The organism is Bdellovibrio sp. MYbb2 (assembly GCF_056175685.1).
This window is the reverse complement of the sequence record NZ_JBJKJI010000004.1, coordinates 165,036-187,494: the sequence shown is the minus strand read 5'-3', so window position 1 is coordinate 187,494 and position 22,459 is coordinate 165,036. Positions and strand designations below refer to the sequence as shown.

Sequence of the window (22,459 nt, the reverse complement as noted above, 5' to 3'; positions counted from 1 at the left end):
CCCCCAGGGAAAAGGACCTGCAAACGCCGTTCTTGGTATTGCGAAATTGGCGGGCGGCCTGCTGGAGAAAGTTGTCGAAGTTGAAAAGGTTGATTAAAAGTTTCACAGGGGACTTTTGTGGTCCCAAGTGTTCCCTTCAATCCAGATGTGCCCCCAGTCCTCAGTGCGCAGCAGGGGAACGCGAGACACTTGCAGTCGTTGCACGACCGAAGGGTGAGGATGTTTGTAGCGCGACCAGCGCGCCGAGGTGACGGCTTGTCGCAGGTGCGGCAGTGACGTCAGTAGTTCCGTGGAGGTGCTGGTTTTACTGCCATGGTGACCCAACACCAGCACTGTGGATGTGCGCACGAAGCTTTGCTGGCGCCATAAAAGCTCTTGGGATTTAGGGGAATCTCCGGGTAACAGCACCGGGCCAGCGCGCAGCACGTGGCTTTCGGCATTGCTGTCTTTGTTTAAGGCGGGTGTCCAGACCGGCAGATCTTTTTGCAGACACAGTGGCAGCGCCTTCACCAGGCGCATTTTGTAGCGCGAGGATTTTCCCAATGGAGGCAATGCCAGACAGAAGCGAAATGGCCGGATTTGAAAGTCTTTCGACAAAGCCCCGATATGATCCCAGTCCCAGTGGGATAAAAACACCTGATTTTCTTTTTCCGCACAGGCAAAGCGCAGGCGTGCCCACGGAAAGAATTCTCCACCCATATCAAAATGCCGACAGCGCAGCGGGGACACTTCGCTGACCCATTGGCCCTGACCGACATTCCAGATCACAAAATAGTGGCCGGGAAGAATGTGTTTAATTTGTGAAGTACTGAGCGTGATCAGTAAAAAGAAAAACAGATTCATCGTGAATCCCGCCCCTGCCATAGATGCAGTCTTAAAAAGTGCATGACCACCTGCCAGAAACAAATCCACAGCCACAGTTGCGCCACGGAAGGTGGGCGGGTTTTGTGCAAAACGATGGGTTCAGAAAGTGCTGTCAGCGCCTGCCGGAAAAACTCCATCACGCCGTCAAAGATGAAAACCCCTGAGGGCAGCAGGGTCACGAAGAACGCCAGTGGCAGTAAAATATAGCTCACCACCGGGGCCAGCAGCAGGTTGTAAATCAGACTCAATGGGTGCAGGCTTCCCAAGCCCCACAGCGGGGCGCTCATAAAGACAAAGATGCCGATCTGGGACAGCAGCAGGCGGGGCAGGGTTGCCTTCACCCGCAGCAAAGAACCCCAGCACAGCGCCAGGGCCGCGCACCAGCTCATCAGCAGGGACAGGGAATCCCACCACGCCGGGAACAGGGTCAGCGTCACCATTCCTGCCACCAGCACCATCAAATCCGGTGGCAGATGCAGCCGAAAATGTTTGAAACCGTGACGTGTTCCGAGCGCGATCAGCGCCCGCACCGCCGGCGGTTGCCAGCCTACGACCAGCGAGTAGAAGCCCAGAAAAAGGATTCTTACAAAGAGTGGAATTCTTAAGATGCTTAAGAGTTCATCAAGCAAAATCAGGTGAGATCCTGAAATAACAAAGATGTGAATCAGTGATGTGCGTTGCAGATTTTTCTGCAAATCAGTGTCTGTGATTTTTTCACCACAAAGAAGAGATGCTAAAGACTGCTGTTCTAGTGAATTCTTTGGCAGAAAGTGAACACACTTTTTCTGAAAATTCTGTGACAGATGTGTTGTGTTTATCAGCAAACCGTCTGGAGCGGCGATGCTTAAGCAAAGGGCAAGGCTTAGAAGAATGATCATGGTTCTAAGCACTTAGCAATTTTCATAACGCAGTGGATTTCTAAAATAGTCTGTTATTGGGTCCGCGCGTCTTCGGGGGACGGATTTTAAGATCTGAAATTTCAGAGCATAATTACAGGGCATTAATGCTATAAATTCTAGTAATATCGGTAGTTTATATGCTGCTTAAGATCCATGCAAATCGCTGAAAGCCTTGAAAACAAATAGGTCTAAGGTCTAGCATTACAATAACTCAACATTTTATGTGGATAACTCCTGCTTGTTTGCACTTCTCAAGGCGTGTCATACTAGTAAAAGATCAAGAGGTGTCGATAGATGAAGCAACTTAGACTATTAGCAGCAACGGTCCTTTTAAGCCTGCCTTTGGCCTCGTTCGCCAAACCTGCAACCAGTGGAGCAAAGAGCTCTTCTCGTGACCTGAGCCAGGAAGCTCTGCTTGTGGAGCTGACGGGGAAAGACCTTTCGAAAGAAAGTGACATCGGCCTTTATGCTGAAATGGTAAGCGCCTATCAGAACAATGATGAAATCGCCTTTAAGAGCCGCTTGCAAAGCCTTCTGTCCCGCTATCCGCAAAGCTCTTACGCCGACAATGCATTGTTTGTCGCGGGCCGTATGGCCGTGGATAACGGCAATTACGCTGAAGCGATCAAGTACTTTGCGCAAATTGAAAAGCAATATCCTCGCAGCAACAAAGTGGCTGCAGCCAAGTTTGCCAAAGCCATGACCTACAAAAAAATGAATCTGCCCGAGTTTTCACGCAAAGCCCTGCTGGACGTCCGCTCCCGTTACCCGGGCAGCCCGGAATCGTTCCGCGCAGATGCTGAGTTGAAAATTCTGAAATAAAAAATCACGGCAAGGATGCAAAGAGTGATGAACAAGAAGTTCTCCGTAATGATGGCCCTGATCCTGACGGCACTGCTGGCGCAGGCGCAAGACAACCCACCGGATGCGACCTGGGAGTCGGATCCATTGGACGTGCTGGAAAGCCAGCAGCAGGAAGTGGTTGAACCCAGCGTGCCAGAGTTCAAAGACGTTGATGATTCCGGCGCAGATGTGCCGCCGCCTCCGGCTCCGGAAGTGGCAAGCCCTGAACCGACGATGGAAGACATTGCTCCTTCAGCGCCCACTCAGGAAACTCAGACGGTTGAAACATTCAGCCCGGCACCGGCAACGGGCGTCGTGGGGTCGGAACCGGATTATTCCCGCGAGGCTGAATTCCACCGCATTTACAAAAGCTACAATGAACAGCCCACCTCTGTAGAGCTGTGGGAAAAAGCCGTAGGCAACCGCGAAGCGGAAATCTATCAGGTGCAAAAAGGGGACACGTTGTGGGGGATCTCGACAACGTTCTTCGGCGATCCGAATTTCTGGCCGAAAATTTGGTCTTTGAATAACGGTGCGGTTCACAATCCGCACGAAATTGATCCGAAGATGAACATTCAGTTCTTCCCGGGTACGGCCGATGAAGCGCCGACTTTGGATCTGGCAGCGGCTGATACCGCGGGGAAAGCGGACGGCACAGTGGTGACGGACGTGAAGCCTGAGGCTGGCGCCAAGACGGACACCGTGGCTTTGCCGCGCGGAAAAAAGCGCGCACCGCTGCTGAAGACTCTGCCGAACAGTCTGCCTTCTTATCGCATGGGTGCGATGAACGATCCTAAGTTGGAATTGCAGATCGAATTGCCGAAAACCCAGTTCCCGACAGCGCCCGAGTTTTTGGAATACTATCTGGCGGATGCGCCGGTTCAGGGTGTGGGTCGTGTGACCGCAACTGAAATGGACATGAAAACGGCCGGTGAATTCCAGTACATTTATGTTCGTCTGGACAGCAATGGCGGCAAGGATTTCGTGGCTCAGAAGAATCTGACCATGGTGAAAGATCCTCTGGTGAAAGACCGTCAGGGACAGATGGTGGAACTGCAGGGTGAAATCGAAGTTCTGGAAAAAGTGAACGATCAGCAAAACATCTATCGCGCGATTGTGAAAAAATCCATTCAGCCGGTGGACGTGGGGGCGATCCTGACTCCGGGAAAACTGCCGATGATCGATCCGTCTCCGTCAGGCATGGTGTCTGGTGTGGGCGCAAAAATCATGGGTGGGCAGTTCGACAAAAAACGTAATATCTTCGGCAATAGCACGTTGGTGTTCCTGGATGGCGGTTCTGCTTCCGGGTTGCAGGAAGGTCAGACGCTGGCGGTGTTTGCGGACGAGCGCGTTCGTAACAAGAAAAATGAAGCCGTGATGAACGACCGCGTGGTGGGATCAGTGAAAATTGTGCGTGTATCGCCAAACTTCGCGACGGCCTACGTGATCAAAGCTTCGGACAACATCCTGGTTGGCGACTATGTCGGTAAACCGGTGGTTCAGGCGATGCGCGAGGCTCCGGTGGTGGAAGCCCCCGCCGCAGCGGACGAGGACTTTGAAAAGGAATTTGACAACGCTCCGAGCACCCCGGCAGACACTCCGGCGCCGGATGGCGGACTGGATGATTCCGATCTTGATTTTTAAGACTCTTTTAAGAAGGCTCTGCAAATTGCAGGGCCTTTTTTCTTATGAACGATCTTTACTCGATTTCGCAAATAATAAAAAGTCATCCGCTTTACGCCGTCGACCGTGACGGTATTCATGCCCTTTATCGCGAGCTTGCCCGCGCTGGGAGGCTTGCCGCCGATCAGGTGCTGGTCGAACTTCGCCCCCGGTGGCCGGATCTGGCCGAGGCTTTGTCGAAAAACCATGAGCTGTTCAAAAAACACTGCGAAGAAAGTCTGCAGCTGAAACTGCAGGGGGTGAATTTTGTCGTTTATGGCGAGGCCTTGTATCCGGAACTTTGCTATCAGATGGCGGACCCGCCGTTGACCCTGAGTTATCGCGGTTCGCCGGCTTGGCTCAATGCCAAAACTCTTTCCGTCGTGGGCAGTCGGGAGCCAGCGGCGGATTCATTGTTATGGATGGAAAAAGAGCTGGGTCATTTCTGTGAGCATGAAAAGCCCTGCATTGTCAGCGGTGGTGCGCGCGGGGTGGATCAAAAGGCTCACAGCGTGGCTTTGCGCAAATTCTGTCCCACCGTGGTGGTGTTACCCTCGGGGCTGGGTGAAGTCTATCCGGCGAACTTGAAAGAGTGGATGGGGCTTGTGATTGAACAGGGTGGATGTTTTTTAAGTGAGTATGATCATCACCAAAAGATGCACAAACATCTGTTCCATCATCGCAACCGATTGATCGCCGCTTTGGGACGCGCAAGTTTATTGGTGGAAGCTCGTCGTCGCAGCGGAACGCTGATCACCGCACATCAAGCAGCACAGATCGGAAGGCCTGTGTGGGTGGTTCCGGGGCATCCGTTGGATCCGCATTTTCAAGGCGCTTTGGATTTGTTGATGGACGGTGCACAGGCGGTTCGTGATGCTCAAGACTTGCTCATGTTTTTCCATTCAGAAAATGCTGGTGAACAAAGAACACCAGCAGGGGTAGGTAAGACACTTGAGCTGCAACACTACCTGTAGTGGATGTGCTAAGTGGCCAAAATGCTTGGGAAAAAAATGAAATGATCTAAAAAAACCTTTTGCAAGCTCAAGGTATTGCCCCTACCATTTGAAGTAAGGGAGGGGCGATGTGGTCAGGGACGACCGTGGTAGTAAGGATGCTACTGCATCGCTCTATTTTTCAAGCCCAATCTTAGTTCCAGTTTCTTCTTAAAGTTTCCACACCCAAAGCAGCAAATAGAACATTCGGTGTCCAGATGGCAAGTGCCGCTGGTAAAGTTCCGCTTCGTGCTGCACCTTCAGCAGCCACATACAAAATCCAATAGAAGATGATGATACCAATACAAAGAATCATGCCGCCGGCTTTGGCTGCACGACGGTTGGTGGTTGTTCCCAAACCCACACCGATCATCGCAAAGACGATACACAAGACCGAGATGGCCCAGCGTTTGTGGTATTCACTCTGCAAGGTGCGACGGACCTCTTTGTCTTTGATGTCCTCTTTCAGGCGGTTGCGGACTTCTTCCAACGTCAATGAAGGCGGCGACTTGGCTTTTTCCTCGATGTTTTGAGGTTCCGAGAAGCGCACGTCATAAGTGTCAAAGCTGATCTTGGTGTGAGTTTTGGCCTGACGGTGAATTTCGCCCTGGTTTAATTGCAGCAAAATCTCATGCCCCGGGCGTGAGGGATCCGGAACAATTTCTCCGGCCTTGGCGATGATGGTCAAAGGCACGTCGCCGTTTTTCTCGTCATAGATAAAGACCTTTTTAAGCAGGCCCTTGTCGGTGTTGACCTCGTTGGCGTAAATGACCATGTCAAAGAAGCCTTCCGCAAAAGTGCCTTCCTTGATAATCGCGGCAGCCTTCGTGTTGGCCAGGCGGGAATAAAGAACTTCGAACTGACGATTTCCCCAGGGTGCGATGTTGAAGGACATCTGGGCGGAAATCACACCCACCAAAGTGGCCAAAACCAGGGCGGGCAGCAGCAGTGTGCCCATCGGCAGGCCGGATGCTTTCATAGCGACGATCTCAGAATCCTGACTAAGTCGCCCATAGGTCAATAAAACTGAGAACAGCAAAGCCATGGGGAACAGAATCGGCAGCATCGAGATAATGACGTAACCGATGATTTCGGCGATGGTTTTCATGGCCACGCCGTGCACCAGGGCGAATTCCGTAAGTCGCAGAACCTGGAACATCAAAATAATGGAGACAAAGACCAGCAATCCCAAAATAAAACTCGGGAGCATCTCAAAGAAAATGTACTGTGCGGCTTTTTTTCCGTTAAAAATACTCAAATCTGGTCTCCGTCTTGGTCGCCCGTGTGTTGAACCTATTCTAGAGTGCCTTGGGCCCAACGTCATCGCGCCCATTGTCCAGAAGAAGCCTTATTGACCCATGACTCTGCTTATCTGACAATAGAACTATGAACAAGATTCTTTTGGTTTACGAGGATTATGCTGACTTGATGTCTGTTGAAGGCACTTTGAAAAAGGTGGGCTTTGATGTCATCGGTCTGTCCAGCGAATACGCTGTGGCCGAGCAGATGCTGGCATTCAATCCGGATCTTGTTGTGGGCGCTGGTAAAGGCGGCAAGGTCAGCTCACTGGGGGTCGGGAAGCGTCTGAAAGAGATGTCCCGCTGGCAGGGAAAGTCGGTGCTTATTTTTCCGGCAAACTTCAAACCCAATCCGCAGGATCTTATTAAGATCCGCGTCGACATGGTGTTGGAGTCCCCGGTGGCTCCGGTGCGCCTGGTGCAGGTGATTGGTCGCATGTTGGGGCATGATGAAGCCGTGTTGCTGGAGCGCCTGAACAAAGCCATGCATGTTGAAAGCCCGCAAAAGTCTGCCACCACCGTGGCCGGCAGCGGAAAGTTTTCCCCCGAGGATGAAGCGATTTTTATCAAGGGTTCCACGGAGGAAGTGCAAGCCCATGGCGAGCAGTCTTTACGCCCTGAAAGAATTGATGAGAATTCTGAAGGCCTGCTTGTAACTGATGAAGAGCAAAGGGAAAAACCATCTTTCCGCTTTGGTGATCGTATGGCTGCCGCGGATGCTGAGCGCGGCGCAGCAGCGGAAGAGGCGTCGGACTTTCCGGATGTGGATCTGAAGGCTTTTGAACGCGAGCTTTTGGGTGGCGGGGCTCCCGAGGTTGAAAAAGTCGAAGTTCCAGTGCCTGGAACGGGCCTGGGGAATGAAGAAGACGAGCAGGCGCAGCTGGTTTCGCGGGCTCAGGAAAGTTTGCAAAACGCTGATAAAGCACTTCAAGAAAAGATGGCTAAGTATGCGAAGCTTGTGGAGGATGTGAAGGTATCTCCGAAAAGCACCGTGACTCGGGTTGAGGCGCGTCGTCGTCAAAAAGACCTGGAGGCTGACTGGGATAGTCAAAACATCAACGAACTCGATAAGTTGCGCCAAGAGTTCACAAAAGCCCTCTTTAAAAAGTAATTGATCCTCACCGGGCTTGACGATAAGGTTTCCGTGATCACATTGAGTGTAGATATTACGGAGGCCATTCATGGGCACATTTACTAAAGCAGTTACAGACACGTCTTTCGATGCAGAAGTTCTAAATTCATCCACCCCAGTGTTGGTGGATTTCTGGGCCGAGTGGTGTGGACCTTGCCGTGCTTTGGCTCCTAAGCTTGAAGAAGTTGCACAGGAGTTGGGTGCGAAAGTAAAAATCGTAAAAGTGAACGTGGACGAAAACCCAAGCGTTCCTGGCAAATACGGCATCCGCGGTATCCCTGCGATGTTGTTGTTCAAAGGCGGCAGTGAAGTGGGCCAATTGGTTGGCAACCACCCAAAAGACGCTATTCTTGAATTCCTGAATAAGAACGTTTAATCGCGTCTCTGTTTAGAATTATTAGAAGTAGGTAAAGAAGGCTCCCAAGTGGGGGCCTTTTTTTGTTTGAATTGGACAAGAGTCCTGCGTTTCACTATGATACTTCACAGGATCCCAAACAATGTTTGAAGAGCCGACCGAGGATATCATGTACCCAGAGATTTACGTTAGAGACAATGAACACGAAGTTCTGAACGAAGAGTTCAAGACGATCACCACGGATATTTCCCTGATGCTGAAAGCTGAAGGTAAAACCGTGCGCCCGTATGTTCCGGGTCTTCCGTATTTTTCCCGTTTGCCTCTGGATAAAAAAAGAGACGCCGTTGAAAAAGTGCGCTTCTATCAGGAGCTGTGTCATTCCCAGCTGGCTGAAGGCTACAAAATCAACGACAGTCTGTCCTTCACATGGAAGGCGTTCCGTCGTCTGGGGTTGGTGCCAAGTTCTGATTTGTTCAGCCATATCCAGAACGAAGATATCATTGAGATCTATTCCAAAGAGCACGTTCAACTGTTCCGTAATTTCAATTTCTTTGACTGCTGTTCTTATACTCTTGAAGAACTGAACGCCTACGAGTGGTGGTCCCTGTTTGAAAGAGAAGAAACCATCACTCAGAAGATTATTGATGCCTGCAACCTGGTGTTCAACGGCGAAGTGGATGGTACATTTGTACCGGATGTTCCGGTTCACCAACTGCGCGAAGCGCGTTCGGCGGAGCGTTTGACGATGAACTGCGAAATCCGCAGAATGGCTCCAGTGTACCGAAACAAGCGCCCTGACTGCGTGATCGTTCTTGAAAAAGTGGAAATGCTCCGCAACTGATTTTTTTGCAATGTGATTTTTTGAGAATCACAGCACACAAGTCACTTGTTCTCAGAATCAAACGTCTTAAATTAGTAAACACTATCAAGTTCACAAGTGGAACATCCGAAACACTCTGCCGGAAGGAGAGTGTATGGGTAAGTTTCAGTATCACCTTTTCAATCCACGCGAGTTGAATCCCGAAACAGTAAAATTAAGCAACGACGTCTACGAGGTATGGAGGCGGGTCTATTCAGAGGTGCTGGGCAAAGTCGGCGAACCTTTGAACCCGGATGATTTTCATCGCAACGACATTGTCGTCTGCCTGACCGATAACGGAAAAGTTTTCGGTTTCCATTTGTACAGCGCTTTTGATCTGCGCTCGGACGCCCTTCGTGATCACCACTATATGAAAGCCTTTGATCAGGCGATCATTGATAAATTCAAAAGCCACGGCATCAATACCCTGATGAGCATGGAATATTTGACGGTGATTCCCGAATACCGGTCACGCAGTGCTGAAGTGAACTGGGCTGAAATCATCATCGCGCTGGGAAGCAAGGTGATGGAGTCTTCGCCATGGGACTGCTGGGTGGGCACGGCCCGCAAGGATCTGCATGTGCGGCGCAAGGCTGAAAAAAGCGGAACCGCTTATTTTGGCAGTGTGATGAAGATGAACTATGAATGCGAAATCCTGATGACGGCAAAAGGGGAGGTTGTGCCTCTGCCTGATCCGAAATCCAACGCGCTGGTGGAAAGCCTGTGGGCCGATAAAAAATCCCACGTGACTTGTCTGCGCGAAGTTCGCAGAAACAATCTGAAAATTGCAGCTTAATGGTTTTATAAAACCTGAAAAGAGAGACAAATGCCTAACAATAAGAACGTTAACGATGAACTGATGACCCTTTTGAATTTCTCCAAAAAACAGATCGAAGCTTTCCCGTGGGAGGATAAAAACGCCTATTCCGCCTGGGTGTCACAGACCTTCTATTTTGCCCGGCACACAACACGCCTGCTGGCCATGGCCGGGGCGCGCACTCCGTTTGGGGCGCCCGAGTTCCACAACCGGTTCCTGGCTCATTGTGCGGAAGAAAAAGGCCACGACAAGTTGCTGGTGAATGATCTGAAAACCCTGGGCAGCAAGATGGACGAGTGGCCGGAAATGCCGGGCACCTGCGCGCTTTATCAGACGCAGTACTATTATATTGAACACCATTCACCGATGGCCTTCTTTGGATACATTCTGGGGCTGGAAGCACTGGCCGCGCACTTTGGTGATTACATGAACAAACGCATTGAAAAAGCCTGGGGCCCGAAGGCCGCGCACTTTATCCGCGTGCATGCGGAAGAGGACGTGGGGCATACCGAAGAGGCTCTGAATAAGATTGCCACGCTGTCGCCGGATGACCAGGTGGTGGTGATGCAGAACCTGCGGCAGACTTTGAGCTATTATGACCAGATGCTGAATGAGTGTCGTGAAATATCCCGGGCCCGGGGGCGCAGCGCCGCTTAAGTGTAAAAATAAAAAAGCCGGAGGTCTGCTCCGGCTTTTTTATTAGAGAAGAGTGAAGTCAGGACTATTTGAAACGAGCTGCAACCACGTCGCAGATATTACCCTGCATCAGGGACGCGCCACGATAGATCGTTGCATCCAGAACAGAAGGGTCTTTCAAGGTCTGCTGACGAAGAGCTTCGCAATCAGACTCGTAGTTTTTGCAGATGCCGCCGCTGTTTTCGTTTTCACAAACCCAGTAAAGACTTTTTACTTTTTCACCCACGATTTTCACGTCAGCGATTTCAGAGTGCAATTCAATATGGCATTTGATTTTGGCGTGACCATTCTGATCCAGGTCGCCCGCAACCCAGTTATAGGTGAAGTTTTTGTACTTCAGGTCGATCGCGCGCTGAGTGCCGATCACACGCTGACGCTGTTCCAGATTGTCGAAGAATTTCTCACAACGGGAACCCAGTTCATCAATTGTACCTTTACGGGACCACTGCAGAACGCGTTTAGAGGGCTTTCCGAAGGTGCACGACGTGCCTTCTTCGTTACACCCGATACCAGTATAATAAGGGGCTGCGTGACCGATACTGCTTAATAGGAACAGGGCCACCAGGGCCGTCAGACTCTTTTTCATATGGTTTTCTCCTGATAGGAGGTTTTCTTGCGATAACCGTTCCAATGCGAGAAACCATTAAATTGTGGTAGAAGGCAGGGGAGTGTCTGAAACGCAAAAAAGGGGACAATCTTTGGCATCCTTACCACCGCGGGATGCGGGCCAAGTTGGTGCCTGTGGATTGAGCCCCTTACGATATGCTCGCTGATCGCAATCGCGAGCGGGAACACTTGTGTATTACAGAGCCGCCAAGGTGTGCGGGTTTTTGGAATTGATGTTGGAGTAAAGAACGCTGTAGTTCTTCATCACACGTGAATTGTATTCTGCCGGTTTCACGTTTTTAGCCAGCAGACGGCGCACATTTGTCGGACCCATATTATAAGCGCTGACATACTTCATCGCCTTTTTGTCGAACTTTGCACGCAGATAGTTCATGTAAGCCATGCCGATCTTGATGTTCGCAGACGGGCTTTGCAAAGTCTTTTTGCCGTTGAAAGGCAGATCAAATTTCTTTGCGATCCATTCCGCCGTGTCCGGTTTGATTTGCATCAGACCGATTTCACCATGGCGACCCACCACCAATGGATTGAATTTGGATTCAGTTTTGATCACGGCCAGAACAAACACCGGATCCATACCGTATTTGGCACTTTCAGAAATCACCGTGCGGGCGATGGCACGCGCCTGGCCTTTGAATCTTGCCGGCAACTGAGATTGAACTTTGGAAAGAATGGCCTGATTCAATGCCTTTTGACCTTCAATTTTCTGGGCGTCACTGCCTTTATAGCCGCCACCCAGCAGTTCTTTCGCGTGAGAAACACGTGAAGCTTCGTTCACGCTTTCAATCGCTGGCACCTCAGGGCGCTGCCACTGGGTAAAAGAAAAGTTATTAAATAGAACCGACGTGAGCGATGCGGTGACAAAGGCGATTCCGATTTTGAGATGTTTCGTTTTCATATCCGCGTCCTCCTGTTACAGAGGTATAGTTCAAGTGCCGTGCCGAACGGCCAGGTGTGCGGAATGTTTCAGGTCTTGCTTTGAAGCACCTTTCAAATGCCATGGATTGAAGCTGGCGAAGGGGGGTGTCAACCAATGTATGAACACTGTCTGATTAGTGGTTAGTCGATATGGGATGGAATCCTGTTTCGAGACACCCACTGTGAGACGTTTTCATAATGTGAAAAATGGGAGCATAAAAGGTCTTGTTATAGAGGATAACTCTCTATGTTTCGATGTTTAGACCGAAAAGCCTTGTATGGGATCTATAGCAGATGTTCGGGGTCGTCTTTTTGCACCTCTGCTTATACCTGTACTGTCACTGTGGCTAACCGGATGTGGTTGGATGACGGCGACCTATGAAGCGACAAGTATGGATATTGAATTTTCGCAAGGCCCGTCGCAAAACGAATTTTCCAACAGCTCTTCAAAAACCATCACATTCAAACCTCGTGGTATTGTGCCGGAATATTATGAATATCGGATCAATCCCGACGATCCCACTGCCATGAGCAATGGCTGGATCCGCATTGAAGGTGGCAGTGCCGAAAAGTCCATTGAATTAAACGATCTCGTCGAAGGCGAATGCCTGTTCCAGATTCGCGGCGGCACCGGCTCGGATAAGTTTGGTATCACGTCTTTGAAATGGACGGTTGATTTGACATCTCCGACAGTGGCCGTAGTGTCGGGACCAGCCACTATTGACGGGGCCGCAGCCAATTTTACTTTCACATCGGGTGACAACCCTGGGGGATCCGGCATCGAAAACACGGAATGCCGTACTGATGGAGGTTCGTGGGGACTTTGTCTGAGTCCGGTTGTGCTGACGGCGTTGTCTCATGGTGAGCATACTTTTGAATTGCGCAGTCGTGATCGCGCGGGGAATGTGTCTTCCGTGCCGCAACAGACCTGGACTGTTGATATTTTGCCTCCGGAAATTGCGATCACCAGTCCTTCGGCAGTTCGCGGTGGAACCAATGGTTCGGTGTCCTGGAAATTGACGGAAGAAAACATCGAAGCCGGGGCTGAGTTTATTGTTGAATTTTTCGATGGCTCCGCATGGTCCGAAGCCGGACGGGTCGCTGCGAATGCCGGTGATAACAATGAGCAGACCTACACACTTTCAGGAATTGCGATGCCCTCAGCAGATATCACGACCGCCCGGTACCGGATCTCTGTGACAGACGAGGCGGGGAATGAGACCCGTCAGCTTTCCAAGGTTTTTGCGGTCGAGATGACGTCCCCGGTTTTGCGTGTGCTGGATCTGGTGCTGGCCGAGGGTGCACCGGTGGTCTTTGTTCCGGATATCAACGTGGCCTTGACGGTGTATTCGCAGGTGGCTCCGATCAAAGAGATCATGCTTTCAGAAAGTACGCTGTTCACCGGGGCTTCGTGGGTGAATTACACCGGCGCGAAATCGTCTTTTAGACTGAGTGCCCTGGCTGGCGATAAAACGGTTTATGTAAAGGTGCGCAGTACGACGGGGCTGGAAAGTAATGTGGTTTCTGCCATCGTAAACTATCAACCCGAAGCACCCCCTGAACTGAGCTGGACCGGGCCTGCAGAGGGCAATACTCTGGCGCCATCCAGCACTCACAGCCTGTCCTGGAATTGCAGTTCGTCCGGAGTTCTGCCTGCGCTGCCTGTGGGCGAGCTGTCTTATTCGGTAGATGATGGTTTAACCTACCATGTGATCGGCACCAACCTGCCGAATGCACCCTATTCATGGACTGTGCCGGTGACTACTCCTTCGGGGGTCGCTGTGACGACGTCGCTGCCATTGAAATTCAAGGTCAGCTGCAGTTCGCAAAGCGGGGCGATCAGTCAGACCACTTCGGGTTTGTATAACTCGCCGTGGAAAATTCTGGTGGGCGGAAGTGCGTTGAGTGAAAACGTCAACGTGGCCAAAGCGGATCTGGATCGTTCTTTCTTTTACGGGGACAGCAATAATAATTTCTACTATATTAAATCCGGCGCATTGATGAAGATCGACCGTCAGACGGCTTCCGTGAAGAGTGTCTATGGAAGTCTGTCAGAAGAAAAATGCGCCGCCGGCTTCCTGGATGGCGCCCTGCTTTTGGGAATCGACGCCAATGACGTTGCTTATGTGGCGTCAGGTAAATCTGTTTCGTGTTCGGCTTTGCTGCGCATCCGTCTGTCAGACGGGCAGCTTCTTTCCAGTCGGACTTTGCCGGAAAGAAAGTACACCAGTGGTATCGAATACGAACGCCTGGTGCTGGAGCGATATTACATCTATTATGACAACTTTGTTTTCTATTCTTTGGATTTGAGTAATCCGGCCAGCACGCCTCAGAAAATTGTGGGAGTGGCGGGGACTTGCTCCAGTGTCGCGCCAGCCGTGGAAACTGCGGGCGCGGATTTGCCTATACCTTGCAGCAGCTTGAATCAGATGGGGATGATTATTTCTGCGGATCTTTCCAAAATCTGGCTTATTCCCCGCGCCGGAACGGGGACCGGTCCGAGTATGTCTTTGCGAGGCAGCATGGAAGGCGGCTATCGTCTGAAAGAATCCGGCAATCCAAATCTTCCGTTGCAGGCTTCCCAGTGCCAGCCGAACACCTCATCGTCAGACACGGCTTTGCTGGTCTGTTATGGGTCCTCAGAAACGGGGAACCAGGCCATGGTCTTTAATACCGACACTGAAACCTATAAAACCAATGTTGTTCCTGTTGAGCGTGGCAATACCAGCATACGTCTTTTTGTGGGAAGTGCCCGCAACTCGATGCTGGTTTTCAGTTCCACCAATCAGTTGTTTGAACTGAAATACAAAGAGTGGAGCGGCCCGGATGAGGCTTGGACTTATACGGTTGTTGCCGATAATCCGCTGACGACGATCGGCAACAATACCGATGGCAGTCCAGCGGATTTGCGCAAAGTCTTGTTTTCAGAAATCAGCGATCTGCTTTATCGCAACAACACCTTGTATGTGCGTGCACTCAGTCACCTGCGTCGCATCGAATTTGACGGTTCTGGAGTGGCCACCACAATTTCGACGGGTTATAACAACGTGACGATCGCCAACTCCATGGCGACAGCGGGGATCGCCGTCAATGGTGCCGGCACGATTTTGACGGTGGCGGGAGTTTCGGGTGACACCCGTTATATCAACGCCTTGAATCTTGGCTCTTATGATCCCCTGGCGGGAACAATAGCGGCAGCCACGACACCCGTGCGCTATTTGCGGACCAACTCGGGGGCGGCAAGCTTCCCGACGTACAATTCGTCATTTGGCGCGGGGGCGAATGTTCTGGTTTCGAACTATCGTTACCTGATGGATTTTGGTGGTGACGAAAATCTTTACTTCACGGGTACAGAAAACTCTGGTTCGCAGCGCAACCTGATGCTTTTCCGCTCCAATGGCACAACCGTGACCTTTATTGCCGGTGTGATGGGGGAACCTCAGTCGGCCGCGGCAGCGACAGAGCTGGCTCCGGCCACCTTGCAAAGCAGCCCGCTGAAAGATGTGGTGGGATTGCAAAAGGCCAGCGATGGCAATCTTTGGGTTGTCGATGATATGAAACTGAAAAAATTTAAAATAATGGATGCCACTCCGACTTATTTTGATGTGGTGGATTACGCCTCTTTGGCCGGATATCCGACGGCAGTGACGCTGTGGACTCATGCCCGTTATGATGAATCGACGGGTTGGATGTACTTTGTTTCTGCGGCGTCGGAATCTCCGACAGGCACGGTGCAGGTGTGGGCGGCTCACGCCACTCTGGGCTGGCGCCAGATTTCGACGGCAGGTTTGAACATGCCGGCGCGATCGGCCGTGGTCAGTGGGGTGAATATGGGTTTAACCCATGTCCGTCTTGAAGTGAGTCCTTTGGGGCTGATGATGCTTGACCGGGTCAATCGCCGGATTCTGCTGCATGCATTGTTCTAAATAAAAAAGGCAGGATGAACCTGCCTTTTTTATTTCTGTTTTTAATGAACTCTAGAACAGATATCTGCGATAAGCGACACTCGACACCAGGCCCAGACCGGCCATGGTGGTCAGCATGCTGGAGCCACCGTAAGACAGCAGCGGTAGTGGAACCCCCACGATGGGCAGAAGTCCGATAACCATTCCGATGTTCACGAACATATGCCAGAAGATGTAACAAAGGACTCCGACTGTTAACAAAGCCCCGAACTTGTCGCGGGCGTTGGAGGCAATGCGGATTCCGGTGATGAACAGGAAACAGAACAAACCCACCACAGCGATCGAGCCGACGAAGCCATGCTCTTCACTTAGAACCGAGTAAATAAAGTCCGTGTGACGTTCTGGCAGGAACTCCAGCTGGGACTGGGTGCCTTTCATAAAGCCTTTTCCAAAGAAGCGGCCGGAACCCACGGCGATTTTTGACTGGATGCTGTTGTAACCGGTACCACGAGGGTCACTGGTCGGGGACAGGAACGTCAAAACGCGGTTTTTCTGATAATCATGCAAAACGAATTTCCAGGCGATGGGAATGGCGATGATTCCCAAGGCAATGATTGTCGCCAGAATGCTTTTGCGGATTTTTGCAAAGATCAGCATGGATCCGCCGATCGCTGCCAGCATCATCGCCGTTCCCAAATCCGGTTGTTCAACAACCAGACCAAATGGAATCAACAGTGCTGTCAGTGGCAGGGCCAGTTCTTTCAAGCCCATGCCCGAACCGTGAGTACTGCGTGTGGCAAGGATCTTAGCCATAAGCATAATGAGCGCCAACTTCATCGTTTCAGACGGCTGGTAACGGAAGAAGCCCAGATCAATCCAGCGCTGCGCACCCAGGGCAACCTTACCAAAGAAGGTCACATACAAAATCGCGCCCAGATTCAGCACATAGGCAATCAGCGCAATGCGGGTGACGACAGAATAATCCAAAATGGTTACAACAAGGAATACCGTCCAGCCCACGATCAACCACATGATCTGGGAAATGAACAAGGACGCCACGTCCTGAGTTGTCGGGCCGTGAGTGGCGCTCCAAAGATTGATCAAACCGATCACATTCAGGGCCAGGATCACGATGATCAGATTGATGTCTAATTTCTTGAAGAGGGTTCTTTCTTCAACATGCAAAGAGGTAAACACTCTTATTCTCCTTCAATTTCCGGTGCGGCTGCCGGAGCTTGCGCGCGTTTGCCACCAGTGGCTTTCAACGCCGCTTCGATCACTTCAGGGTGATATTTCATGAAATAAGCTTCAACAATGTCGCGAACAATCGGTGCGGCCCCGGAGCTTCCGTGGCAGGAGTGTTCAGCCAATGCAGCGATGGTGATTTCAGGATTGTCTGCCGGAGCAAACGCAATGAACCAACCATGGTGACGCATGTGAATCGGGCGGCTTTCGCACTTCGCATAGATCTGATCTGCAGAGAAGCCCATGACCTGGGCCGTACCGGTTTTACCGGCCATTTGCACGCCCGGAACTTTATAGCGTTTTGCAGTCCCGCGCTCGCCATTGGCCACGCGTCGCATGCCTTCTTTGACCGTTTTGAACGTTTCTGCAGAGATGTGCACGCCATTTGGCTGCGTCTGTTGCAGATCACGAACCACTTGCGGGAAGTTTTCGCGCAGGACTTTTCCGTCCTGATCGATGATCTTTCTAAGCAGGAATGGTTTTACGACTTTTCCTTCGGTGCCGATCGCGTTGTAAGCAATCGCCATGGAAAGCGGAGTCACGTTCACGAAACCCTGACCAATCGCCGTGGAAAGATTTTCCCCCGGCTGCCATTCTTCACCGACCGTGGATTTCTTCCAAGCCGAGTTTGGCATGGTTCCGGAAACCTCACGCGCCAGCTCGATACCGGTTTTCTGGCCGATACCCAGCAGACTGATATAGTCGAACATTTTATCAACGCCCAACGCGATACCCATTTTATAGAAGAACACGTTGGAGGATCTTTCCAGGGCTTCAAACACCGTGATGTTACCGTGACCGCCTTTTAAGTGGTCATGATAAGGACGACGGCCGAAATAGAACACACCCGGAGCCGAGACAATCGTTGTCGGAGTGATCACTTTTTCCTGCAAAGCCGGAACTGCCACCAAGGGTTTGAAAGTCGAACCCGGGGCATTGTGATCCTGGATGACTTTGTTGCGCAGAGGTTTGAACGGATCGTTGATCAGTTTCGACCAGGTTTGCGCCGAAATACCGGTGGAAAACTCATTCGGATCAAAAGACGGGGTGCTGACCCACGCCAAAATTTCACCGTTGGTTCGCATGGCTACGACGGCACCGATACGATTCAGGCTCATGAAGGATTTAAAGGCCGCTTCCTGGATATCACGGTCAATCGTCAAAATGGCGTTGTTCCCGTGAACCGGGATCATGTCCTTGATCTGCTCACCGTAAATGTTCGGTGTCTGAGTCACAGTTTCACGCCCGTGGGCATCGACCTGGATGAAGCTGACGCCGTCAGAACCACGGATGTCTCTTTCCAGAGTTTCTTCCAGGCCCGATTTACCGATGATGTCACCCTGATCAAATTTCAGTGCGCCCTTGTACAGGTCGTTTAGTACCGGCAACTGACGTTTTGAGATCTCACCCACGTAACCAAACAGCTGGGCGCCGTTGTCACGAAGCGGGTAGAAGCGCACGATGGATTCGCGGATTTCAAGCCCCGGAGTGTCCAGACGCATGCGTTTTAGACGGAAAACTTCTTCGCGGCTGAGGTTTTCTTTCAGACGGATCTGTGCAAACGGACCGTTTTGACGGCGGCTTTTCTGAACCTTCAGAACAACCTTGTCCGGCTCCATGCCCAGAACCGGGCCGACGGTTTTTGCCAGCTCATCAAGGCTTTCAATGTACTGCGGGGACAGGATCGCTTCAAAGCCCGGCAGATTTTCCACCAGCACCTTGCCATCACGATCCAGCATCAGTCCGCGCGGAGCAGTGATTTTGTTTTGTTTGATACGGTTTTTTTCCGAGAACTCGCGCAGCTCATTTCCAGAAATGATCTGTAGATACCACAGACGCATCGTGAAGATGGTCAGGGCAAAGCCGATGGCGATATAAAAGATCTTGTACCGGCTCAGGTACTCTTTTGCCTCGTCCGGATTACTGACGTATGTACTCATAGCTCCAATCCTCCGGGCTCATGAACCAGCTCGTCCTGAGTGACCTTGTCGATCTTGGCCAGAAGCCAGTACATCGGGAATGCAAAGGAGGGAGTCAGGATGATTTGTACAAGGCGATCGACAATCTCAAAGCTCGCAGGGTTTTTCTCCAGCACCATCGATCCAAAGAAATAGATCAGGTGATAGGCCACGGCAGAGAATGCACACATAATCGTATAATATCCTGAGCCCGACCAAAAGACGCGACTCTTGATAGTATAGACCAAGGTAAAGAGAATAATGAGGCTGATCCACATCATCTTCAGCGGCATCGCCGTGAATGTGAGCAAAATGAAGCCCATGGCGTAAATCGTGAAGATCGCCGGGAACGGTTTGCGATAAAGGATCATATATACAACCAGATTCAGCCACAGCAGCGGGGATGGAACATTCCCGAAAAGCTGGAACCAGAAGGTTGTCTGGAATCCGGCCAGCAGCATCAGCACCGCCAGGAAAACCAGGAAATTCAAAAGGGCATTCCAGCGGATTTTCACTGTCTGTTCTCCTGAGGTTTAGGAGTCACTGCTGGTTTTGCTGCCGGAGTCGCCGCAGGAGTCGCCGCTGCAGCCGGAGCAGAACCGTCTGCCGGAGTTTCCGCCTTTGCGGAAGCTGGCGCGAACTTGTCGCCGAAATCTTCGTTATTGCCCTGAAGCACGATGAAGACCTCTTCCACTTTGTAAGGGTCCACCACCGGGCGCAGGTCGACTTTCAAGGAAACACTGAAGGTTTTCTTTTCAACGGAATCAACCACGGCCACCGGGAAGCCTTTCGGGAAGATGTTGTCCAGGCCGCCGGTCACAACCAGGTCGCCTTCCTGAACGTCTTCGGTTCTTTCCACATATTTCAGCTGCAGGCTGCTGCTGTACTGGGATTTACCCTCGACAATCCCGTGGGCGCGGGTTCTTTGCACGATACCATCCACCACTGCGTAACGGTCGGTGATCAGCATGACGTGGGAAGTGAAGGTGTCCGGTTTGAAGATGTAACCCAGAACCCCGCCGGTGGTGATCACGGCCTGGCCGGCTTTCAGGCCGTCCTGGGTGCCCTTGTTGATGGTGATGGTGTTGTGATCGATCACCAGATCACGGCCGATGACCTGTGCTGCCATCAGGGACATTTTGGTCTGCTCTTTGAACGCCAAAAGGCCGCGCAGGCGGTCGTTTTCGATCAGCAGCTCGTTCATTTTTTCAAGACGCGCCTGAAGTTCATTGTTGGTGCTGGTCAGCTGTTCGCTGTGTTTCTTGATGTTGATAAGATCAAGATACATGGCGGTGGTGCCTTTGACGCCGGAGCTGAAGCCATAGAAGGATTCAGAAACCGCGCTGCCCAGAAGGCTGAAGGGTTTTGCCAGCCAGTTGGATTCTTGCGGGCGCTGCTGCATGTTGATGGAAATCAGTGGCAGAGCCAGGACAATCCCGATCATCACAAGTTTCTTGAGATCAAAGTTGAAGAAATTCAAAGGTCGTTCCTCTTTTTAAAAACCAATCTTAAAAACCATCTCTAAAACCAGCAAAAAGCATCGCGTCGTTCTGCGTATTTTAGCTTCGCTGTATTAATATTTCTCAACGCTAGTAAAAACCGCTAAGGAATACAACAATTTCCCCTTGAATATTTATAAAATTCGTAAGGTAATGAAGCGGTTTGTTTGCAAGCTTGTTTAAGGAAGGAAAAGTTATGAGCGAAAATATGGCAGATAAGATGAAGCGCGGAATCAACGCGAAGAGCGTGACAGCGATGGTGATTTTCGGTGCCATCATTATGGTTTTCGTCTTCTTCGGCATGCCCGAAAGAATGGGCGCGGGCGTTGGCTCCGTGGCTCGCGTGAACAACACTTTGATCTCTCTGGCGGACTTCCAGCAGGAAGAAAACCGCATTCAGCAGTACTACCAAAACCTGTTCGGCAACCAGATGGACTTTGGCTCTCAGCGTCAGCTGCTGCGCCAACAAGCGCTTGAGAATCTGGTGCGCATGGAGCTTGTTTCCCAGGCTGCTCAAAAGAACGGCATTTTGGCTACCGACGCGGAAGTTCGCGATTTTATCGTGAAAGACATCCCGTTCTTCCAGCAAAACGGCATGTTCCAGAAAGAGTTCTACATGCGTTATATCGAACAGACCCGCACCACTCCGGCTAACTTTGAAGATAAAGTCCGTAAAGACATCTCCAATGTTCGCACACGTGCATTGTTCGAACTGGCGACTCAGCCAACAGCTGTGGAGCTGAAAAAGATCCAGGATCTGCGCGCGGCTAAGATCAATGTTCTTTTCGTGAAAATTGACTCTGAAGCGGCGACTAAAGCGATGACCAAAGAAAAAGCCGACGCAGCGATCAAGGCTTTGGATGAAGCTTTGGTGAAAGGCGATGAAGCCGCAGTTAACGCACAACTGAAAGAGCTGAAAGCAACTTGGGAAGAAACTGGTTTGGTTGAATTGGGTTCTGAGACTTTCCCGAAAATCACCAGCACAGTGGCGACAGAAGCCGTATTTGAGCTGAGCAAAACCGAGCCGCTGTTGAAGCGTTTGGTTCGTGACGGCAACAGCAAATACGTTCTGAAACTGAAAGAAAGCAAAGTTGAAGAAGTAAAAACAGCTCTGGAGCCAATGTCTGCAGAGATGATGCAAAAACGCCGTGGCGACGGTATGTTCGAAGCTTGGATCAATATGTTCCGTTCCAAGTCTCACGTGACTATGAACACCCAGGCTCTGCAGTTGAACTAATGCTTCAATTCGTAAGAGAGATTCCCATTCGAATCACTTTGCAAGGAGCCCTGTCATCACGACGGGGTTTTTTGTTTCATCTGGCTGCGGGGTTTTCCCCGAAAGGCGGCCGTATTGATCCATTGTCGGGGATGAGCGTGAATTTGATGGACGTGGATCAGTGGCTGGGGGCCTTGACGGCCGAGCTTGAACAGGATCTGTTTGTTTCTAAAAGCGCCAGCCTGAACCATGCCCTGGCTGAAGTGATGGCGGTGGCCCGCCTGAAGCTTGCCGAAAACGCCGAGCAGGCAGAGGCCGTACTGACCAGTCTGACGTTCCGTGAAGAGCGCGGCTGGAGTTTTCAGTGGAACTCGCAGCAATCCCCGGAACAGCAGCGTTTTGTTTATTCTCATTTTCTGGAATTAGTGCCTCAAGGGCAGGGCAGTCAGCTTTTGCGTCTGGATTTTGTCTGGTGCCGGGTTTTTGACTGTGAAGAGGACTATCAGCACGAAGGTTTCCGCTTGCTGAAAGGTCTGAAGTTGTCAGGCCTGGAAGATGTCCTGACACAAATGGCATTGCTTAAAGGCCATAAGCTTTCTTCCGAAAGCCATCTTGAATCAATCCGTGTCAATGTGTTGTCCGAACAAGTTTGTCTGACCATTTAGTCGGGGATAAAG

The 22,459-nt window shown here is 51.1% G+C and carries 20 protein-coding genes; 11 read left to right on the top strand and 9 right to left on the bottom strand.

The genetic code is table 11. The features are described from left to right. Nucleotides 1–102 precede the first annotated feature (102 nt). Entirely contained in the window at nt 103–843 is a 741-nt protein-coding gene (locus AC04MQ_RS17510) for a ComEC/Rec2 family competence protein (RefSeq protein WP_148278821.1), read from the bottom strand. Then, entirely contained in the window at nt 840–1,754 is a 915-nt protein-coding gene (locus tag AC04MQ_RS17505) for a ComEC/Rec2 family competence protein (RefSeq protein ID WP_148278820.1), read from the bottom strand. Before AC04MQ_RS17505 ends, AC04MQ_RS17510 begins: the two co-directional genes overlap by 4 nt. A gap of 303 nt (nt 1,755–2,057) precedes the next feature. Here AC04MQ_RS17505 and AC04MQ_RS17500 point away from each other — a divergent pair, with 303 nt between their 5' ends. From AC04MQ_RS17500 to AC04MQ_RS17490, 3 genes are read left to right on the top strand one after another with little or no spacing between them, the layout of a single operon-like run. Beyond that, a complete protein-coding gene (locus tag AC04MQ_RS17500) occupies nt 2,058–2,585 on the top strand; it encodes a tetratricopeptide repeat protein (protein WP_015091533.1) in 528 nt (175 codons plus the stop codon). 27 nt (nt 2,586–2,612) lie between these two features. Next, a complete protein-coding gene (locus AC04MQ_RS17495) occupies nt 2,613–4,250 on the top strand; it encodes a LysM peptidoglycan-binding domain-containing protein (protein WP_235046108.1) in 1,638 nt (545 codons plus the stop codon). 44 nt (nt 4,251–4,294) lie between these two features. Continuing rightward, on the top strand, nt 4,295–5,242 hold the full coding sequence (locus AC04MQ_RS17490; RefSeq protein WP_015091531.1) for a DNA-processing protein DprA: 948 nt from the start codon (nt 4,295–4,297) through the stop codon (nt 5,240–5,242). A 172-nt stretch (nt 5,243–5,414) separates the two neighbouring features. Here the strand turns inward: AC04MQ_RS17490 and lptF are convergent, their stop codons facing one another. Continuing rightward, entirely contained in the window at nt 5,415–6,518 is a 1,104-nt protein-coding gene (gene lptF / locus AC04MQ_RS17485; RefSeq protein WP_015091530.1) for an LPS export ABC transporter permease LptF, read from the bottom strand. Between the two features lie 128 nt (nt 6,519–6,646). Here lptF and AC04MQ_RS17480 point away from each other — a divergent pair, with 128 nt between their 5' ends. The 5 genes from AC04MQ_RS17480 (at nt 6,647) to AC04MQ_RS17460 (ending at nt 10,378) form a co-directional block, all read left to right on the top strand. Next, nucleotides 6,647–7,669 (top strand): ANTAR domain-containing protein, encoded by a 1,023-nt coding sequence (locus tag AC04MQ_RS17480; RefSeq protein WP_015091529.1) that lies wholly within the window; start codon nt 6,647–6,649, stop codon nt 7,667–7,669. Between the two features lie 70 nt (nt 7,670–7,739). Then, nucleotides 7,740–8,066 (top strand): thioredoxin, encoded by a 327-nt coding sequence (gene trxA / locus AC04MQ_RS17475; protein ID WP_011164878.1) that lies wholly within the window; start codon nt 7,740–7,742, stop codon nt 8,064–8,066. Between the two features lie 121 nt (nt 8,067–8,187). Continuing rightward, entirely contained in the window at nt 8,188–8,886 is a 699-nt protein-coding gene (locus AC04MQ_RS17470) for a hypothetical protein (RefSeq protein WP_015091527.1), read from the top strand. Nucleotides 8,887–9,019: 133 nt separating this feature from the next. Beyond that, on the top strand, nt 9,020–9,700 hold the full coding sequence (locus AC04MQ_RS17465; protein WP_080602398.1) for a hypothetical protein: 681 nt from the start codon (nt 9,020–9,022) through the stop codon (nt 9,698–9,700). Between the two features lie 30 nt (nt 9,701–9,730). Beyond that, nucleotides 9,731–10,378 carry an iron-containing redox enzyme family protein gene (locus tag AC04MQ_RS17460; RefSeq protein ID WP_015091525.1) on the top strand — a complete coding sequence of 216 codons (648 nt, stop codon included), beginning with the start codon at nt 9,731–9,733 and terminating at the stop codon, nt 10,376–10,378. A gap of 64 nt (nt 10,379–10,442) precedes the next feature. On the opposite strand, the gene AC04MQ_RS17455 is transcribed toward AC04MQ_RS17460, so the two are convergent. Together AC04MQ_RS17455 and AC04MQ_RS17450 are read right to left on the bottom strand one after the other, a co-directional pair. Beyond that, complete coding sequence (locus tag AC04MQ_RS17455) at nt 10,443–11,003, bottom strand: hypothetical protein (RefSeq protein WP_015091524.1); 561 nt, start codon at nt 11,001–11,003, stop codon at nt 10,443–10,445. 216 nt (nt 11,004–11,219) lie between these two features. Further along, complete coding sequence (locus tag AC04MQ_RS17450) at nt 11,220–11,939, bottom strand: lytic transglycosylase domain-containing protein (RefSeq protein ID WP_475392708.1); 720 nt, start codon at nt 11,937–11,939, stop codon at nt 11,220–11,222. A 298-nt stretch (nt 11,940–12,237) separates the two neighbouring features. Here AC04MQ_RS17450 and AC04MQ_RS17445 point away from each other — a divergent pair, with 298 nt between their 5' ends. Further along, nucleotides 12,238–15,885 (top strand): hypothetical protein, encoded by a 3,648-nt coding sequence (locus AC04MQ_RS17445; RefSeq protein WP_475392707.1) that lies wholly within the window; start codon nt 12,238–12,240, stop codon nt 15,883–15,885. A gap of 51 nt (nt 15,886–15,936) precedes the next feature. On the opposite strand, the gene rodA is transcribed toward AC04MQ_RS17445, so the two are convergent. Genes rodA through mreC form a run of 4 tightly spaced genes read right to left on the bottom strand, consistent with a single transcriptional unit; the run spans nt 15,937 to nt 20,547 of the window. Then, nucleotides 15,937–17,061 carry a rod shape-determining protein RodA gene (rodA, locus tag AC04MQ_RS17440; RefSeq protein WP_015091521.1) on the bottom strand — a complete coding sequence of 375 codons (1,125 nt, stop codon included), beginning with the start codon at nt 17,059–17,061 and terminating at the stop codon, nt 15,937–15,939. Between the two features lie 2 nt (nt 17,062–17,063). Continuing rightward, nucleotides 17,064–19,049 (bottom strand): penicillin-binding protein 2, encoded by a 1,986-nt coding sequence (gene mrdA, locus AC04MQ_RS17435; protein WP_015091520.1) that lies wholly within the window; start codon nt 19,047–19,049, stop codon nt 17,064–17,066. Further along, nucleotides 19,046–19,582 carry a hypothetical protein gene (locus tag AC04MQ_RS17430; protein WP_015091519.1) on the bottom strand — a complete coding sequence of 179 codons (537 nt, stop codon included), beginning with the start codon at nt 19,580–19,582 and terminating at the stop codon, nt 19,046–19,048. The genes mrdA and AC04MQ_RS17430 overlap by 4 nt, the downstream gene beginning before the upstream one ends. Continuing rightward, complete coding sequence (gene mreC, locus AC04MQ_RS17425; protein WP_475392706.1) at nt 19,579–20,547, bottom strand: rod shape-determining protein MreC; 969 nt, start codon at nt 20,545–20,547, stop codon at nt 19,579–19,581. The genes AC04MQ_RS17430 and mreC overlap by 4 nt, the downstream gene beginning before the upstream one ends. A gap of 215 nt (nt 20,548–20,762) precedes the next feature. Between mreC and AC04MQ_RS17420 the strand changes: the two genes are divergently transcribed. Then, nucleotides 20,763–21,803 carry a SurA N-terminal domain-containing protein gene (locus AC04MQ_RS17420; RefSeq protein WP_041577772.1) on the top strand — a complete coding sequence of 347 codons (1,041 nt, stop codon included), beginning with the start codon at nt 20,763–20,765 and terminating at the stop codon, nt 21,801–21,803. 71 nt (nt 21,804–21,874) lie between these two features. Then, the gene (locus tag AC04MQ_RS17415; RefSeq protein ID WP_475392705.1) at nt 21,875–22,447 is read left to right on the top strand and encodes a hypothetical protein; all 573 of its coding nucleotides are present in this window, start codon (nt 21,875–21,877) and stop codon (nt 22,445–22,447) included. Nucleotides 22,448–22,459: the final 12 nt, after the last annotated feature.